Below are 18,176 nucleotides of genomic sequence, written 5' to 3'. Positions count from 1 at the left end.
TTCTAGTAGGCATACCAGTCATTTCAAGGTAAGGGATCTTAGACGGTTTTTGAAAGTCGTATTTCTTCATTTGACTTCCACAATCAGGACAAGATGGGGCATCGTAGTCCAGTTTGGCGATGATTTCCCTGAGTGTATCCCTATTGATGATATCTATAATTTGAATATTAGGGTCTTTAATGTCGAGTAGTTTTGTGATAAAATGTAATTGTTCCATATGATTCTTTCTAATGATGGTTTGGTCGCTTTTCATTATAGGTCATATGGGACTTTTTTTCTACAACAAAATAGGCTCCATAATATCTATAGGGGATTTACCCACTACAAATATTATAGAGCCACTAAAAATAAGAAGTTAGGAAGTGTGTCTCTATCGGACAATTTATCATTTCCTAGCTTTTTCTTGTATTAAGAAAATCTAAATTTAAGCTTTCTTTAAGGAAAGTATATTATTCTGAAGAACTCTAAAATTTCACAGCCATTTATTAGTAATGACTACAGAATTCCTAGTCACTACTAGAAATGGACCAGTTTCTTTGAATAATGGAACTGCTTAATCCTCCTATTCTAGAACGGGAGGTCCGGTATTTCTTTCATGATAGGACTAGATTGTGGTATAATAGAGAGAATAAGTTTTTTTAGAAAGACAAAGGAGAAAAAAGATGATTTATGCAGGAATTCTTGCTGGTGGAACTGGCACACGTATGGGAATCAGTAACTTGCCAAAACAATTTTTAGAGCTAGGTGATCGACCTATCTTGGTTCATACAATTGAAAAATTTGTCTTGGAACCAAGTATTGAAAAAATTGTAGTTGGGGTTCATGGAGACTGGGTTTCTCATGCAGAAGATCTTGTAGATAAATATCTTCCTCTTCATAAGGAACGTATCATCATTACAAAGGGTGGTGCTGACCGCAATACAAGTATTGAGAAAATCATTGAAGCCATTGATGCTTATCGTCCGCTTACTCCAGAGGATATCGTTGTTACCCACGATTCTGTTCGTCCGTTTATTACACTTCGCATGATTCAAGACAATATCCAACTTGCCCAAAATCATGACGCAGTAGACACAGTGGTAGAAGCGGTTGATACCATCGTTGAAAGCACTAATGGTCAATTTATTACAGATATTCCAAATCGTGCTCACCTCTATCAAGGACAAACACCTCAAACATTCCGTTGCAAGGATTTCATGGACCTTTATGGATCTCTTTCTGATGAAGAGAAGGAAATCTTGACAGATGCATGTAAAATCTTTGTCATTAAAGGAAAAGATGTGGCCTTGGCTAAGGGTGAATATTCAAATCTAAAAATCACAACAGTGACAGATTTGAAAATTGCAAAAAGTATGATTGAGAAAGACTAGTGAAATGATTAATCAAATTTATCAACTAACAAAGCCCAAGTTTATCAATGTCAAATACCAGGAAGAGGCTATTGATCAAGAGAATCATATCCTCATCCGCCCCAATTACATGGCTGTCTGTCATGCGGATCAGCGTTACTATCAAGGTAAACGTGACCCAAAGATTTTGAATAAAAAGCTTCCAATGGCAATGATTCACGAGTCATGTGGAACGGTTATTGCTGACCCGACAGGAACCTATGAGGTTGGGCAAAAAGTTGTCATGATTCCTAATCAGCCTCCGATGCAGAGTGATGAAGAATTCTATGAGAACTACATGACAGGAACACATTTCTTATCTAGTGGCTTTGATGGCTTTATGAGAGAGTTTGTTTCTCTTCCTAAAGACCGTGTGGTGGCTTATGATGCTATCGAAGATACGGTTGCAGCGATTACAGAGTTTGTCAGTGTCGGCATGCACGCTATGAATCGTCTATTGACCCTTGCTCATAGCAAGCGGGACCGAATTGCTGTTATCGGAGATGGAAGTTTAGCTTTTGTGGTTGCCAATATTATCAACTATACTTTGCCAGAAGCAGAGATTGTGGTTATTGGTCGTCATTGGGAAAAGTTAGAACTCTTCTCATTTGCAAAAGAATGCTATATTACTGATAATATTCCTGAAGATTTAGCCTTTGACCATGCTTTTGAGTGTTGTGGTGGTGATGGTACTGGACCAGCTATAAATGACTTGATTCGCTACATTCGTCCTCAGGGAACGATTCTCATGATGGGCGTTAGCGAATATAAAGTCAATCTGAATACACGCGATGCTTTAGAAAAAGGCCTACTCTTGGTTGGTTCCTCTCGTTCTGGTCGCATCGATTTTGAAAATGCAATCCAAATGATGGAAGTCAAGAAATTTGCTAATCGTCTTAAAAATATCCTTTATCTAGAAGAACCTGTAAGAGAAATTAAAGATATTCACCGTGTCTTTGCGACCGATTTAAACACAGCCTTTAAAACAGTGTTTAAGTGGGAAGTATAGGTGCTGGAGGTTAATTGTGGAGAAAATCATTAAAGAAAAAATTTCTTCCTTACTTAGTCAAGAAGAGGAAGTCCTCAGTGTTGAACAACTGGGAGGTATGACCAATCAAAACTATTTGGTCAAAACAACAAATAAGCAATATATTGTTAAATTCTTTGGGAAAGGGACAGAAAAACTGATCAATCGTCAAGATGAAAAGTACAATCTTGAACTACTCAAAGATTTAGACCTGGATGTCAAAAATTATCTTTTTGATATTGAAGCTGGTATCAAAGTAAATGAGTATATCGAATCTGCGATTACGCTTGATTCAAGGTCAATCAAGACCAAATTTGATAAAATTGCTCCAATTTTACAAACCATTCATGCTTCTGGCAAGGAATTAAGAGGAGAATTTGCTCCTTTTGAAGAAATCAAAAAATACGAATCCTTGATTGAGGAAAAAATCCCTTATGCTAACTATGAAGCTGTTCGAGAAGAAGTCTTCTCTTTAGAGAAAAGACTGGCTGCCTTAGGTGTTGACAGAAAATCTTGTCATATCGATTTGGTGCCTGAAAACTTTATCGAATCACCTCAAGGACATCTATATCTGATTGACTGGGAATATTCATCAATGAATGATCCAATGTGGGATTTGGCTGCCCTCTTTTTAGAGTCTGAATTCACTCCTAAGGAGGAAGAAGCCTTCTTGTCTCACTATGAGAGTGAGCAAACACCTGTCTCTCGTGAAAAGATTGCTATTTATAAAATTTTACAAGATACTATTTGGAGTCTATGGACAGTCTATAAAGAAGAGCAAGGTGCAGATTTTGGTGACTATGGTGTGAATCGTTACCAGAGAGCTGTTAAAGGTTTGTCCTATTATGGAGGTTCAGATGAAAAATAAAAATGGAGTTTCTTTTGGTCTACTCTCAGGTGTTTTCTGGGGTTTAGGTCTAACAATTAGCGCTTATATCTTTTCAATTTTTACAGATTTGTCGCCCTTTGTGGTGGCCGCCGCTCATGATTTCTTGAGTATCTTTATCTTACTAGCTTTTCTTTTAGTAAAAGAAGGAAAAGTTCGTCTCTCGATTTTCTTAAATATTCGCAATGTTAGTGTAATCATCGGAGCCTTGTTAGCAGGTCCTATCGGTATGCAGGCCAATCTTTATGCAGTTAAGTATATCGGAAGTTCCTTAGCTTCATCTGTATCGGCTATTTACCCTGCAATTTCAGTTTTATTGGCTTTCTTCTTTTTGAAGCATAAGATTTCGAAAAATACTGTGTTTGGGATTGTCTTGATTATTGGAGGGATTATTGCTCAGACCTATAAGGTTGAACAGGTTAATTCCTTCTACATTGGCATTCTCTGTGCTTTGATTTGTGCTATTGCATGGGGTAGTGAGAGTGTTCTTAGCTCTTTTGCCATGGAAAGTGAATTGAGTGAAATCGAAGCCCTCTTAATTCGTCAAGTAACTTCATTCTTGTCCTATCTTGTGATTGTGCTCTTCTCTCATCAGTCATTTGCAGAAGTCGCCAATGGACAATTGCTTGGTCTTATGCTTGTCTTTGCAGCCTTTGATATGATTTCTTATTTGGCTTATTATATCGCTATCAATCGCTTGCAACCAGCCAAGGCTACAGGCTTGAACGTGAGCTATGTAGTATGGACAGTCTTGTTTGCAGTTGTTTTCTTAGGTGCACCGCTAGATATGCTGACAATTATTACGTCACTTGTCGTCATTGCCGGAGTTTATATTATTATTAAAGAATAAAGGAGATTCGTGTGAAAGCCATCATCTTAGCAGCGGGATTGGGAACTCGCTTGCGTCCTATGACTGAAAATACCCCTAAAGCCTTGGTTCAGGTTAATCAAAAACCTTTGATTGAATACCAAATTGAGTTTCTTAAAGAAAAAGGAATCAATGACATCATCATCATCGTTGGTTATCTTAAAGAACAATTCGATTACTTGAAAGAGAAATATGGAGTTCGCCTCGTTTTCAATGATAAATACGCTGACTACAATAACTTTTACTCTCTCTATCTTGTAAAAGAAGAATTAGCTAACAGTTATGTTATTGATGCCGACAATTATCTCTTTAAAAATATGTTCCGCAATGATTTGACACGTTCAACTTATTTTAGTGTTTATCGTGAAGATTGCACTAACGAATGGTTCTTGGTTTATGGAGATGACTACAAGGTTCAAGACATTATTGTTGATAGTAAAGCTGGTCGCATTCTTAGTGGTGTATCATTCTGGGATGCTCCAACTGCAGAAAAGATTGTCAGCTTTATCGACAAGGCTTATGCAAGTGGCGAATTTGTTGATCTCTACTGGGACAATATGGTTAAGGATAACATCAAAGAGCTAGATGTCTATGTTGAAGAATTAGAAGGCAATAGCATCTATGAAATCGATAGTGTCCAAGACTATCATAAATTAGAAGAAATTCTTAAAAGCGAAAATTAAAGATTCCAACATCTGGCTAAAATAGTCGGATGTTTTTTATTTCACTTTAGTTTGATATTTTTAATAACTGTTTGAAATATGGTTGTTAAATATAAAAAAAACAGAAAATGAACAAAAAACAACAGAAAAATATTGACAACGATTTCATATAGTGTTATACTTATAGCATAAAGTTAATGGAAAGAAGGGAAAACCTTATGGGATTAGATCATTTCTTTGACAAAAACCTTGTGTTTTGCTTAGAAGCGGATAATCAAGAACATCTCTTTGATCAGGTTGCAACTTTACTGGAAGAACGAGAAATCGTAACTCCAACCTATCGTGAAGCCTTGATCACGCGTGAAAAGTCATTTCCAACTGGCTTAGATATGGAATTTTTAGGTAAGGATTTGCCAAATGTGGCTATTCCTCACACAGATATTGTTCATAATCTAGCCGAAAAAGTTGTGGTCGTTCGGTTAGAAAAACCAGTGACTTTCCACAATATGATTGCGCCAGATAAGGAAGTAGAGGTATCCTTGCTCTTCTTTATCATTAATAACTCAAGTTCAAGCCAAACGAACATTCTTGCTCAGTTGATGGACTTCTTTACTGGAAATGGTCATCTTGAAGACCTATCAAAAATTTCTGAACCAGAAGCCCTCTATGCTTATATTGCTGAAGCAATTGCTTAATCTTGTCTATTAAAAATATTAAATCGGAGGAAATCCATATGATTAAAATTCTTGCTGCCTGCGGTGCAGGTGTTAACTCAAGCCACCAAATTAAAAGTGCTCTTGAAGAAGAACTTTCAAACCGCGGTTTCGATGTTCATTGTGATGCAGTTATGGTAAAAGACGTTAATGAAGACCTTATCAAAGGTTATGACATTTTTACACCAATTGCTGCGACAGACCTTGGTTTTGACCCAGGTATTCCAGTTATCGAAGCTGGACCAATCTTATTCCGTATCCCAGCTATGAGTGCTCCAGTATTTGACAATATTGAAGCAGCTATCAAAGAACACGGATTAAGCTAATTTAAATTTGTTAACATTCATATAACATAAAAAACGGGAGGAATTATTATGGATGTCATTATCAAACTGGCCAACGATATCTTCAAACCTATCTTGGATATGGGTGGACCGATCATCATGCTGATCATTTTGACAGTATTGGCTCTACTTTTTGGAGTGAAATTCTCCAAAGCGCTTGAAGGTGGTATCAAACTTGCCATCGCTCTTACTGGTATCGGTGCCATCATCGGTATGCTAAATGGTGCTTTCTCAGCATCACTTGCAAAATTCGTTGAGAATACTGGTATTCAATTGAACATCACCGACGTTGGTTGGGCACCACTCGCTACAATCACTTGGGGCTCTGCTTGGACACTTTACTTCTTGCTCATAATGTTGATTGTCAACGTAGTGATGCTTGCTATGAAGAAAACTGATACACTTGACGTTGATATCTTCGATATCTGGCACTTGTCTATCACAGGTCTTTTGATTAAATGGTATGCAGACAACAATGGCGTTAGCCAAGGAGTTTCACTCTTTATCGCGACTGCAGCAGTTGTTCTTGTTGGGGTTCTTAAAATCATCAACTCTGACTTGATGAAACCTACATTTGATGACCTTCTTAATGCACCAAGTTCATCACCAATGACTTCAACTCACATGAACTACATGATGAACCCAGTTATCATGGTTTTGGATAAGATTTTTGAAAAACTTTTCCCAGGTCTTGATAAATACGACTTTGACGCTGCTAAATTGAACAAGAAAATCGGTTTCTGGGGTTCTAAATTCTTCATCGGTTTCATCCTTGGTATCGTTATCGGTTTGATGGGCACTCCACATCCAGTTGCAGGTGTTGAAGGCGCTGATAAATGGGAACTTGTTATCAAAGGTTGGTTGTCTCTTGGTTTGACAGCCGGTGTATCTTTGGAACTCTTCTCACTAATCGGTTCTTGGTTCATCGCCGCCGTAGAACCACTTTCACAAGGTATTACAAACGTTGCTACTAAACGTCTTCAAGGACGTAAATTCAACATCGGTCTTGACTGGCCATTCATCGCTGGTCGTGCTGAAATCTGGGCTTGTGCCAACGTACTTGCACCAATCATGTTGGTTGAAGCAGTGCTTCTTTCAAACGTCGGAAATGGTATCTTGCCACTTGCAGGTATTATCGCTATGGGTGTTACTCCAGCTCTCTTGGTTGTAACACGTGGTAAATTGCTCCGTATGATTATCTTCGGAACACTCTTGTTGCCACTCTTCCTTCTTTCAGGTACGCTTATCGCACCATTTGCAACAGAACTTGCTAAAGGTGTAGGTGCCTTCCCAGAAGGTGTGAGCCAAACTCAATTGATCACTCACTCAACTCTTGAAGGACCAATCGAAAAACTTCTTGGTTGGTCAATTGGTAATACTACAACTGGTGATATCAAAGCAATCCTTGGTGCAGTAGTCTTCCTTGTATTCTATATCGGTATCTTTGCTTGGTACAGAAAACAAATGATCAAACGTAACGAAGAGTACGCGGCAAAAGCAAAATAATGCGCTCCTATAAAATGTAAGCTCAATGAAAATCAAAGAGCAAACTAGGAAGCTATCCGCAGGCTGTACTAAAGTACGGCAAGGCGACGCTGACGAAGTTTGAATTGGATTTTCGCAGAGTGTAAATTGTTGAAACTAGGTTGTCATACCATTAGGAGTGACAGCCTAGTTTTTTATAAACTATTAAGAAATCGGAGAAAATAATGGTAATTGAATTAAAATCAGAACAATTAAGAGTTCAATTTAACAGTTTTGGTGGGGCTCTTTCTTCTATAAAAGATGCTGAAGGACTTGAGTATTTATGGCAAGGAGATGCTACTTATTGGAGTGGACAAGCTCCTGTTCTCTTTCCTATTTGTGGTTCATTGAGAGAGGATATAGCACTTTATATAGATGATAATGGACAAGAAAGTAAAGGAAAGATTCCTCGTCATGGTTTGGTTCGCAAGAAAGAATTTGAATTAGTTGAACAGACAGATAATAGTGTAACTTTTGCAATTGAAGACGATGAGAATACCTATCAGAACTACCCTTATCATTTCCGCCTAGAAATCACTTATAGCTTTACTGGCAAGACAGTACGGACTCAATACAAGATTTTCAATAAAGAAACTAGCAAGGTCATGCCTTACTTTATTGGTGGACATCCAGGATTTAATTGTCCTCTGCTTGATGATGAAGTCTATGAAGATTATTATCTAGAGTTTGAAAAAGAAGAGACTTGCTCTGTTCCACGTCCTTTCCCAGAAACAGGTATGTTGGATTTCCAAGATAGAAGTCCATGGCTAGAAGGTCAAAAAGAATTAGACCTCAGCTATGATCTTTTCAGTACAGATGCAGTTACCTTAGATGAATTGCAATCTAGAACAATTGCACTTCGTTCTCGTAAACATGATAAGGGATTGAAAGTGCACTTTGCAGAGTTTCCAAATCTCATCATCTGGTCAACTTTGAATAAAGGACCTTTCATTGCTTTTGAACCATGGTCTGGCTTGTCAACATCCCTTGAAGAAGGAAATCATCTAGAAGATAAGAAGAATGTTCGCCTCCTAGAACCTGGTCAAGTGGATCAAATTGGTTTTGATATCGAAATTTTTTAATTAAAAAAACACAAAAACAAACATTAATTGTTGACTTTTTTAAGAAATAGGAGTATATTATGTTTGTAAGCAACAAATGATGTTTGTCACAAACAAACAATCACTTGTTATATTCTCTTTCGTAGAGAAAGATTATTTCTAGGAAACTGATTTCCTAAACTTGAATAAGGTGTCATTCATCTCATTCAATCCAATTTGTCAATAAACTGCTAGAAAACTTTTTGTAGGTAATACTCAATGAAAATTAAAGAGCAAACTAGGAAACTAGCCGCAGGCTGTACTTGAGTACGGCAAGGCGACGTTGACGCGGTTTGAATTTGATTTTCGAAGAGTATAAACTGCTAACTATAAAAGGTTTTATTAGCCTAGAAAAATAAAAGGAGTATACAATATGTCTATTGTTATCGGTGCAGATGCTGCAGGTTTGAGATTGAAAGAAGTTGTGAAAGACTTCTTGGAAAAAGAAAACTTCCACGTTGTGGATGTTACAGCTGAAGGTCAAGACTTTGTTGATGTGACTCTTGCTGTTGCTGCAGAAGTAAACAAAGAAGAACAAAACCTTGGTATCGTGATTGATGCTTATGGAGCTGGTCCATTTATGGTTGCAACAAAAATCAAAGGAATGGTTGCTGCAGAAGTTTCTGACGAACGTTCAGCTTATATGACTCGTGGCCACAACAACTCACGTATGATCACTATGGGTGCACAACTTGTTGGTGATGAATTGGCTAAAAACATCGCTAAAGGATTTGTTAACGGTAAATACGATGGTGGACGTCACCAAATTCGTGTCGACATGTTGAACAAAATGTGCTAATTAGATTACAGTAAGAAAGGTAAGTTAAAAATGAGAATTGCAATTGGATGTGACCACATCGTAACAGATGAAAAAATGGCGGTTTCAGAATTTTTGAAATCAAAAGGATATGAAGTTATTGACTTTGGTACATATGACCATACACGTACTCACTACCCAATCTTTGGTAAAAAAGTAGGGGAAGCTGTAACTAGCGGTCAAGCTGATCTTGGGGTATGTATCTGTGGTACTGGTGTTGGTATCAACAACGCTGTAAATAAAGTTCCTGGTGTTCGTTCTGCCTTGGTTCGTGATATGACAACAGCCCTTTATGCTAAAGAACAATTGAACGCAAACGTTATCGGTTTTGGTGGTAAGATTACTGGTGAATTGCTCATGTGTGACATCATCGAAGCTTTCATCCATGCTGAATACAAACCATCTGAAGAAAACAAAAAATTGATTGCGAAAATTGAACACGTTGAAAGTCATAATGCTCAACAAACAGACGCAAACTTCTTCACTGAATTCCTTGAAAAATGGGATCGCGGAGAATACCACGATTAAGAGGTGACCTATGATTTTAACAGTCACAATGAACCCATCCATTGACATTTCCTATCCCTTGGATGAGTTGAAGATTGATACTGTCAATCGTGTGGTGGATGTAACCAAAACGGCTGGTGGTAAGGGACTCAATGTTACCCGAGTACTTTCAGAATTTGGGGATTCTGTTCTTGCTACTGGTTTAGTGGGTGGCAAACTTGGTGAGTTTTTGGTTGAAAATATCGATGATCAAGTAAAGAAAGATTTCTTCTCAATTCAGGGAGAAACTCGGAACTGTATCGCTATTCTCCACGGAGACAACCAAACAGAAGTTCTTGAAAAAGGTCCTGAAGTATTGGAACAGGAAGGTCAAGACTTTTTGGAACATTTCAAAAAACTCTTGGGCTCAGTTGAAGTAGTAGCTATCTCAGGTAGTCTGCCAGCTGGCCTTCCAGTTGCTTACTATGCGAGCTTGGTAGAACTTGCTAATCAAGCTGGTAAGCCTGTAGTCTTGGACTGCTCTGGTGCAGCGCTTCAGGCGGTTCTTGAATCACCACATAAACCAACAGTCATCAAACCAAATAATGAGGAATTGTCTCAACTTCTAGGAAGAGAAGTTTCTGAGGATTTGGATGAATTAAAAGAAGTCCTTCAAGAACCTTTGTTTGCAGGTATTGAATGGATTATCGTTTCACTTGGTGCCAACGGTGCTTTTGCCAAACATGGTGACACTTTCTACAAGGTAGATATTCCTAGAATTCAGGTGGTAAATCCTGTTGGATCTGGAGATTCTACTGTAGCAGGAATTTCTTCAGGACTTCTTCACAAAGAATCAGATGCAGAATTACTCATCAAGGCAAATGTCCTTGGTATGCTCAATGCTCAAGAAAAAATGACTGGTCATGTCAACATGGCCAACTATCAAGCTCTATATGATCAATTAATAGTAAAAGAGGTATAAAATGGCTTTAACAGAACAAAAACGTGCACGCTTAGAAAAACTTTCTGATGAAAATGGTATCATCTCAGCTCTTGCATTTGACCAACGTGGTGCTTTGAAACGCCTCATGGCTCAACACCAAACAGAAGAACCAACTGTGGCTCAAATGGAAGAACTTAAAGTTTTGGTAGCAGATGAATTGACTAAATACGCTTCATCTATGCTTCTTGATCCTGAATATGGACTTCCAGCAACTAAAGCTCTTGATGAAAAAGCTGGTCTTCTCCTTGCTTATGAAAAAACAGGTTATGACACAACAAGCACAAAACGCTTGCCAGACTGCTTGGATGTTTGGTCTGCAAAACGTATTAAAGAAGAAGGTGCAGATGCAGTTAAATTCTTGCTTTACTATGATGTAGATAGCTCAGACGAACTCAACCAAGAAAAACAAGCTTACATCGAACGTATCGGTTCTGAATGTGTGGCTGAAGATATCCCATTCTTCCTTGAAATCCTTGCTTACGATGAAAAAATTGCTGACGCAGGTTCTGTAGAATACGCTAAAGTAAAACCACACAAAGTTATCGGCGCTATGAAAGTCTTCTCAGACCCACGCTTTAACATTGATGTCTTGAAAGTAGAAGTTCCTGTTAACATTAAATATGTTGAAGGCTTCGCTGAAGGTGAAGTAGTTTATACACGTGAAGAAGCAGCAGCCTTCTTCAAAGCTCAAGATGAAGCAACTAACTTGCCTTACATCTACTTGAGTGCTGGTGTATCAGCTAAACTTTTCCAAGATACTCTTGTATTTGCTCATGAATCAGGTGCAAACTTTAACGGAGTTCTTTGTGGCCGTGCTACATGGGCTGGATCAGTTGAAGCATACATCAAAGATGGTGAAGCAGCAGCTCGCGAATGGCTTCGCACAACTGGTTTTGAAAACATTGATGAGCTCAATAAAGTTCTTCAAACAACAGCGACTTCATGGAAAGAACGCGTGTAAGCAAGTCCTCCTAGGTTAGGAACATGAATCTAAAAAAATTTTAAAAAAAGTTTTATGTAAAGGTTTACAAAATAACTTACTTGTGCTATACTTAAATCACAAGTTAATACAAGGTGAGTGTTACTAAGTAATATTAGGCATGATCACAGGTGAATTAGAAATCGGCTGATTTTCTAGTTCATTTGTGATCATTTTTTGTACTCATATACCTTTAAGATATAAAAGGAGGATGACATGTATCGAATTCTAAATCCAATGAATCACAATGTCTCGCTTGTCAGAAATGATAAAGGAGAAGAAGTGATTGTGATTGGTAAGGGGATTGCATTTGGAAAGAAGAAGGGGGATTTGATTGCTGAACATCAGGTTGAGAAAATCTTTCGGATGAAGACCGAAGAGTCCAGAGAAAACTTTATGGCTCTCCTCAAAGATGTTCCGCTTGATTTTATCACAGTGACCTATGAGATTATTGATAAGCTTTCCAAGAAATATCACTATCCGATTCAAGAGTATCTCTACGTAACCTTGACAGATCATATTTACTGTTCTTATCAAGCTCTAGCACAAGGAAGGTACAAGGATAGTAATCTGCCAGATATTTCCACTAAGTATCCTGTCGCTTTTCAAATCGCAAATGAAGCATTTGAAATTTACCGTCAGAAGCTAGCGGATCATTTTCCTGAGGACGAAATTATTCGGATTGCTTATCATTTCATTAATGCCGAAGGTGAAAATGAAGTGGAACTTGTGGAGTCGATTGATAAAAGGAAAGAAATTCTCAGGAATGTTGAAGAAGTGCTAAAGGGTTATGCAATTCAACGAACCAAAGAGAATAATCATTTCTATGATCGTTTTATGATTCATTTGAATTATTTCTTGGATTATTTGGATAGATCCAGAGATGATAATCAATCACTTCTGGATATGGAAGATCATATTAAACAATCCTATCCAAAAGCCTTCGAGATTGGTTCCAAGATCTATGATGTGATTACGCAACATACGGGTCTTGATTTGTATAAAAGTGAACGAGTTTATCTAGTTCTACATATCCAACGTTTATTGTCATAAAAATTTAATTAAAAATACATAAGGAGAATTCTATCATGAATAGAGAAGAAGTAACATTGTTAGGTTTTGAAATCGTAGCCTATGCTGGCGATGCTCGTTCAAAACTATTGGAAGCCTTGAAGGCTGCTGAAGCTGGTGATTTTGAAAAAGCGGACGCTCTGGTAGAGGAAGCTGGTAGCTGTATTGCAGAGGCTCACCACGCGCAAACAAGTCTATTGACTAAGGAAGCTTCTGGTGAAGACTTAGCTTATAGTGTGACCATGATGCATGGTCAAGATCACTTGATGACAACTATTTTGTTAAAAGATTTGATGCACCACTTAATCGAACTTTATAAGAGAGGAGTTAAATAATGAACAAACTCATTGCATTTATTGAGAAAGGAAAACCTTTCTTTGAGAAACTATCTCGTAATATCTATCTTCGTGCTATTCGTGATGGTTTCATTGCAGGTATGCCTGTTATTCTCTTCTCAAGTATTTTTATCTTGATTGCCTTTGTACCGAACTCATGGGGCTTTAAATGGTCTGATGAAGTTGTAGCCTTTCTGATGAAACCTTATAGCTATTCAATGGGTATTCTGGCTCTCTTGGTAGCTGGGACAACAGCTAAGTCATTGACCGACTCAGTAAACCGTAACATGGAGAAAACCAATCAAATCAACTATATGTCAACACTATTGGCAGCAATTGTTGGTTTGTTAATGTTGGCAGCTGATCCTATCGAAAATGGCCTAGCTACTGGATTCTTGGGGACAAAAGGTTTGCTTTCAGCCTTCCTTGCTGCCTTTGTTACTGTAGCCATCTATAAGGTTTGTGTTAAGAACAACGTCACTATTCGTATGCCTGACGAAGTTCCACCTAATATCTCACAAGTCTTTAAAGATGTGATTCCATTCACTCTCTCAGTTGTTTCTCTTTATGCTCTTGATTTACTAGCTCGTCATTTTGTTGGTGCAAGTGTGGCAGAATCAATCGGTAAATTCTTTGCACCATTATTCTCTGCTGCTGATGGTTATCTAGGTATTACGATTATCTTTGGTGCCTTTGCTTTCTTCTGGTTTGTTGGTATCCATGGTCCATCTATCGTTGAACCAGCTATCGCAGCTATTACCTATGCCAATGCCGAAGTCAACTTGAACCTTCTCCAACAAGGTATGCACGCTGACAAGATTCTTACTTCTGGTACACAAATGTTTATCGTTACCATGGGTGGTACTGGTGCGACACTGGTTGTTCCATTCATGTTCATGTGGTTAACAAAATCTAAACGTAACCGTGCAATCGGTCGTGCTTCAGTAGTCCCAACATTCTTTGGTGTAAATGAACCAATCTTGTTTGGTGCACCACTTGTATTAAACCCAATCTTCTTCATTCCATTTATCTTTGCTCCAATCGCAAACGTTTGGATCTTCAAATTCTTTATTGAAACACTTGGAATGAACTCATTTACTGCTAATCTACCATGGACAACTCCAGCTCCACTAGGTCTAGTTCTTGGTACGAACTTCCAAGTTCTATCATTCATTCTTGCTGCCCTTCTAATCGTGGTTGACGTAGTCATTTACTATCCATTCCTTAAAGTATATGATGAACAAATTCTTGAAGAAGAGCGTTCAGGTAAATCTAATGATGAATTGAAAGAAAAAGTTGCCGCAAACTTCAACACTGCAAAAGCAGATGCTATTCTTGAAAAAGCTGGTGTAGAAGCAGCACAAAATACAATCACTGAAGAAACAAATGTCCTCGTTCTCTGTGCAGGTGGAGGGACAAGTGGACTTCTTGCGAATGCTTTGAATAAGGCAGCTGCAGAATACAATGTTCCTGTGAAAGCAGCAGCAGGTGGCTATGGTGCTCACCGTGAAATGTTGCCAGAGTTTGATCTTGTTATCCTTGCCCCTCAAGTTGCTTCAAACTTTGAAGACATGAAAGCAGAAACAGATAAGCTCGGTATTAAACTAGCGAAAACAGAAGGCGCTCAATACATCAAATTAACTCGTGATGGAAAAGGTGCTCTTGCATTCGTACAAGCTCAATTCGATTAACGATAGGGACTGTGAAACAGTCTCCTATCGTTACGGCAATCGCTATGGCGAATTTCCTAATCGCCTTGTTAATTCGTCGGTAAAAAGCTATCGTTTTTACCTCCTCATGTCACAATTCGATTAATAATAGGGACTATGAAATAGTCTCCTATCGTTACGGCAATCGCTATGGCGAATTTCCTAATCGCCTTATTAATTCGTCGGTAAAAAGATATCGTTTTTACCTTCTCATGTCACAATTCGATTAACGATAGGGACTATGAAATAGTCTCCTATCGTTACGGCAATCGCTATGGCAAATTTCCTAATCGCCTTATTAATTCGTCGGTAAAAAGCTATCGTTTTTACCTCCTCATGTTACAATTCGGTGACTTGGTACAAGAAGTGAGATGGAGAAGGATGGCTCACTGACTCCTCTCCTCTCACTTTTACTTTATTTAAATCAAGAAATAGGTGAAAAAAATGACAAAAACATTACCAAAAGACTTTATTTTCGGTGGCGCAACAGCTGCCTATCAAGCAGAAGGTGCTACACATACTGATGGTAAAGGACCAGTTGCGTGGGATAAGTATCTTGAAGATAACTACTGGTACACTGCCGAACCAGCCAGTGATTTTTACAATCGATACCCAGTTGACCTCAAGCTAGCAGAAGAGTATGGTGTCAATGGTATTCGAATTTCTATTGCCTGGTCACGTATTTTCCCGACTGGTTACGATCAAGTAAATGCTAAAGGTGTTGAATTTTATCATAATCTATTTGCAGAGTGTCACAAACGTCATGTTGAGCCTTTTGTAACTCTTCATCACTTTGATACGCCAGAAGCTCTCCACTCAAATGGAGACTTCTTAAACCGTGAAAATATTGAACACTTTGTAGACTACGCTGCCTTCTGTTTTGAAGAATTCCCAGAAGTAAACTATTGGACAACCTTTAATGAAATTGGGCCAATTGGTGATGGTCAATACTTGGTTGGAAAATTCCCTCCAGGTATTCAGTACGACCTTGCCAAAGTTTTCCAATCGCACCACAATATGATGGTTTCTCATGCGCGTGCAGTTAAGCTATATAAAGATAAAGGTTATAAAGGTGAAATTGGTGTTGTTCACGCACTGCCAACCAAGTATCCTTTAGATCCTAAAAATCCAGCAGATGTTCGTGCAGCTGAGTTGGAAGATATCATCCACAATAAATTTATCTTGGATGCAACTTATCTAGGTCACTATTCAGCTGAAACGATGGAAGGCGTCAACCATATCTTATCAGTCAATGGTGGTAGCTTGGATCTTCGTGAAGAAGATTTCACAGCATTAGAAGCTGCGAAAGACTTGAATGATTTTCTAGGCATCAACTATTATATGAGTGACTGGATGGAAGCCTTTGATGGAGAAACTGAAATTATCCATAATGGTAAGGGTGAGAAAGGAAGCTCTAAATACCAAATCAAAGGTGTTGGTCGTCGTGTAGCTCCTGACTATGTACCACGTACGGATTGGGATTGGATTATCTACCCTCAAGGTTTGTATGACCAAATCATGCGCGTGAAGAAAGATTATCCGAACTATAAGAAGATTTACATCACTGAAAATGGACTTGGTTATAAAGATGAGTTTGTAGACAATACTGTTTATGATGATGGCCGTATTGATTATGTCAAACAACACTTAGAGGTCTTATCTGATGCGATTGCTGATGGTGCAAACGTCAAAGGATACTTCATCTGGTCATTGATGGACGTCTTCTCATGGTCAAACGGTTATGAAAAACGTTACGGTCTCTTCTATGTAGACTTTGAAACTCAAGAACGTTATCCTAAGAAATCAGCTCACTGGTACAAGAAAGTAGCAGAAAGTCAGATTATAGACTAGTAGAATGAGTAATTAGATATAGAATTCTAGTGAGGCAAAAGATGTTCAAAGATTTTATCCAATCTATTTATGAAAAAGTTTATATTATCAATTTTGATAAATGTTTTCAAATACCTTGTTTGACTAATGAGGAGCTGAAAAATTTTGGGAAATGGTATGTCTCTACCGGTAAAGAATGGATTTGCCATTCAGACTATGAGCTGGAAGAATTTAAAAATATCTTTTTAAATTTTATCAGTCCTGAAGAACGGGATAATATCTCCTTTGATTCAGATTTTATGCCGTTTCAACAATCATAAATAATCTAGGAAACTCCTTGTAAAAATCTTCATCCAAAAATGCGTCATATCAAGATTCTTATTTTCTTGATATGACGCATTTTATTTTTTATCAATCCTCAGTTTTATGGTTTAGAAAGAATAATTTTTGTTTGTTTTGAAAGTTGTTCAAACGTTTCTTTGCTCAGTTTAGAATCTGAAACGATGATATCAATATCAGAGATATTGTAGAAGGTATAGAAATCAAATTTATTGAACTTACTATGGTCAGCTAGTAAGTATTTTTTATTGGAATTATTGAGGGCGATGCGTTGAGATTCACCTTCCTCTTCACTAAAGGTCGCAATCGCATTGTCCTGAATACCATTACAGCTAACGAAAGCTTTAGAAAATTGAAGATTGGCTAAGTTTTGCAAGGTTAGTGTTCCCACAAAGGCTCCAGTGATAGAGCGGTAGTTTCCACCGATTAAAATCAAATCTGTTAGTTTTCGTTCGTTTAAGATGAGAAAGACTGGTAAACTGTTTGTTACAACACGAATATTATCAATTGGAAGTTCACGGGCAAAAGATTCTAAGGTCGTACCAGGGCCGATAAAAATAGTTTCACCCTCATCAATTAAATGGCCTGCAAAACGGCTAATTTCTTGTTTTTCTGCGATTTGTAAGCTTTGTTTTTCAATATTGGAACGTTCATTATTTAAAATAGAACCTGTGCGAATTTTCTCAGCTCCCCCGTGTACTCGAACAAGTAGATCCTTGTCTGCCAACTCTTGCAAGTAGCGTCTAGCAGTCATATCTGATACATCTAAGCGAGCCATAATTTCTTTTACAGTAATAGTTCCCTTTGTATTTACCGTTTCTAGAATATTATCTAGTTTTTCCTGCTTTAACATCGTTATCACCTCTATTTCTATTACTATTTTATCATAAAGTATTCAATCAATCAATCTAAAAAACAAAAGAAAACAAAAACAAAAACATCATGGTTGTTTTAAACAAACCATGATGTTTTTAGGCTCTATAATATTTGTAGTGGGTAAATCCCCTATGGATATTATGGAACCTATTTTGTTGTAGAAAAAAAGTTCCATATGACCTATAATGAAAAGCGACTAAACAACTCATTAGAAAGATT

At 37.8% G+C, this 18,176-nt stretch carries 20 protein-coding genes; 18 read left to right on the top strand and 2 right to left on the bottom strand.

Annotated elements, in window-relative coordinates; all coding sequences use genetic code 11:
- Positions 1-217 (bottom strand): transposase (locus GEZ85_RS07475; RefSeq protein ID WP_194251539.1); only part of this gene is annotated, 217 nt, incomplete at its 3' end.
- Positions 218-662: 445 nt separating this feature from the next.
- On the opposite strand from GEZ85_RS07475, the gene GEZ85_RS07470 reads away from it, so the two are divergent.
- The 18 genes from GEZ85_RS07470 to GEZ85_RS07385 all read left to right on the top strand — a co-directional run bounded on the left by GEZ85_RS07470 (position 663) and on the right by GEZ85_RS07385 (position 17,062).
- Positions 663-1,370 (top strand): IspD/TarI family cytidylyltransferase, encoded by a 708-nt coding sequence (locus tag GEZ85_RS07470; RefSeq protein ID WP_125393570.1) that lies wholly within the window; start codon positions 663-665, stop codon positions 1,368-1,370.
- A gap of 4 nt (positions 1,371-1,374) precedes the next feature.
- Positions 1,375-2,397 (top strand): ribitol-5-phosphate dehydrogenase, encoded by a 1,023-nt coding sequence (locus GEZ85_RS07465; RefSeq protein WP_153209983.1) that lies wholly within the window; start codon positions 1,375-1,377, stop codon positions 2,395-2,397.
- Positions 2,398-2,413: 16 nt separating this feature from the next.
- A complete protein-coding gene (locus GEZ85_RS07460) occupies positions 2,414-3,283 on the top strand; it encodes a phosphotransferase family protein (protein ID WP_322741444.1) in 870 nt (289 codons plus the stop codon).
- Positions 3,273-4,151 (top strand): DMT family transporter, encoded by an 879-nt coding sequence (locus GEZ85_RS07455; protein WP_049544121.1) that lies wholly within the window; start codon positions 3,273-3,275, stop codon positions 4,149-4,151. The genes GEZ85_RS07460 and GEZ85_RS07455 overlap by 11 nt, the downstream gene beginning before the upstream one ends.
- A gap of 11 nt (positions 4,152-4,162) precedes the next feature.
- Positions 4,163-4,852: a sugar phosphate nucleotidyltransferase gene (locus tag GEZ85_RS07450; RefSeq protein ID WP_322741445.1), complete on the top strand. Its 690-nt coding sequence runs from the start codon at positions 4,163-4,165 to the stop codon at positions 4,850-4,852.
- A 197-nt stretch (positions 4,853-5,049) separates the two neighbouring features.
- On the top strand, positions 5,050-5,526 hold the full coding sequence (locus tag GEZ85_RS07445) for a PTS sugar transporter subunit IIA (RefSeq protein ID WP_000521974.1): 477 nt from the start codon (positions 5,050-5,052) through the stop codon (positions 5,524-5,526).
- Between the two features lie 38 nt (positions 5,527-5,564).
- Entirely contained in the window at positions 5,565-5,870 is a 306-nt protein-coding gene (locus tag GEZ85_RS07440) for a PTS sugar transporter subunit IIB (protein ID WP_000590547.1), read from the top strand.
- Between the two features lie 48 nt (positions 5,871-5,918).
- On the top strand, positions 5,919-7,394 hold the full coding sequence (locus GEZ85_RS07435; RefSeq protein ID WP_033685009.1) for a PTS galactitol transporter subunit IIC: 1,476 nt from the start codon (positions 5,919-5,921) through the stop codon (positions 7,392-7,394).
- A gap of 203 nt (positions 7,395-7,597) precedes the next feature.
- A complete protein-coding gene (locus tag GEZ85_RS07430) occupies positions 7,598-8,494 on the top strand; it encodes an aldose 1-epimerase family protein (protein WP_153209982.1) in 897 nt (298 codons plus the stop codon).
- A gap of 391 nt (positions 8,495-8,885) precedes the next feature.
- Positions 8,886-9,311, top strand: coding sequence for a galactose-6-phosphate isomerase subunit LacA (gene lacA / locus GEZ85_RS07425; protein WP_000029277.1), 426 nt, complete (start codon positions 8,886-8,888; stop codon positions 9,309-9,311).
- A 30-nt stretch (positions 9,312-9,341) separates the two neighbouring features.
- On the top strand, positions 9,342-9,857 hold the full coding sequence (lacB, locus tag GEZ85_RS07420; RefSeq protein WP_001216913.1) for a galactose-6-phosphate isomerase subunit LacB: 516 nt from the start codon (positions 9,342-9,344) through the stop codon (positions 9,855-9,857).
- Between the two features lie 10 nt (positions 9,858-9,867).
- Positions 9,868-10,797, top strand: a complete 930-nt coding sequence (locus GEZ85_RS07415; protein ID WP_153209981.1) for a tagatose-6-phosphate kinase — start codon at positions 9,868-9,870, stop codon at positions 10,795-10,797.
- Position 10,798: 1 nt separating this feature from the next.
- Entirely contained in the window at positions 10,799-11,779 is a 981-nt protein-coding gene (gene lacD, locus GEZ85_RS07410) for a tagatose-bisphosphate aldolase (protein WP_001229114.1), read from the top strand.
- Positions 11,780-12,013: 234 nt separating this feature from the next.
- On the top strand, positions 12,014-12,850 hold the full coding sequence (locus GEZ85_RS07405) for a PRD domain-containing protein (protein WP_000285711.1): 837 nt from the start codon (positions 12,014-12,016) through the stop codon (positions 12,848-12,850).
- A 35-nt stretch (positions 12,851-12,885) separates the two neighbouring features.
- Complete coding sequence (locus GEZ85_RS07400) at positions 12,886-13,203, top strand: PTS lactose/cellobiose transporter subunit IIA (protein WP_001078331.1); 318 nt, start codon at positions 12,886-12,888, stop codon at positions 13,201-13,203.
- Positions 13,203-14,894, top strand: coding sequence for a lactose-specific PTS transporter subunit EIIC (locus GEZ85_RS07395; RefSeq protein ID WP_153209980.1), 1,692 nt, complete (start codon positions 13,203-13,205; stop codon positions 14,892-14,894). Before GEZ85_RS07400 ends, GEZ85_RS07395 begins: the two co-directional genes overlap by 1 nt.
- Positions 14,895-15,356: 462 nt before the next feature.
- Positions 15,357-16,763, top strand: a complete 1,407-nt coding sequence (gene lacG, locus GEZ85_RS07390) for a 6-phospho-beta-galactosidase (RefSeq protein WP_153209979.1) — start codon at positions 15,357-15,359, stop codon at positions 16,761-16,763.
- 41 nt (positions 16,764-16,804) lie between these two features.
- Positions 16,805-17,062, top strand: a complete 258-nt coding sequence (locus tag GEZ85_RS07385; protein WP_000471575.1) for a DUF3884 family protein — start codon at positions 16,805-16,807, stop codon at positions 17,060-17,062.
- Between the two features lie 104 nt (positions 17,063-17,166).
- Here GEZ85_RS07385 and GEZ85_RS07380 read toward each other — a convergent pair whose 3' ends face one another.
- Entirely contained in the window at positions 17,167-17,934 is a 768-nt protein-coding gene (locus GEZ85_RS07380; RefSeq protein ID WP_153210214.1) for a DeoR/GlpR family DNA-binding transcription regulator, read from the bottom strand.
- Between the last annotated feature and the right edge of the window lie 242 nt (positions 17,935-18,176).

The organism is Streptococcus mitis (genome assembly GCF_009496205.1).
GTDB classification, from domain to species: Bacteria; Bacillota; Bacilli; order Lactobacillales; family Streptococcaceae; genus Streptococcus; species Streptococcus mitis_BN.
This window is presented reverse-complemented; position numbering and strand designations above follow the sequence as displayed.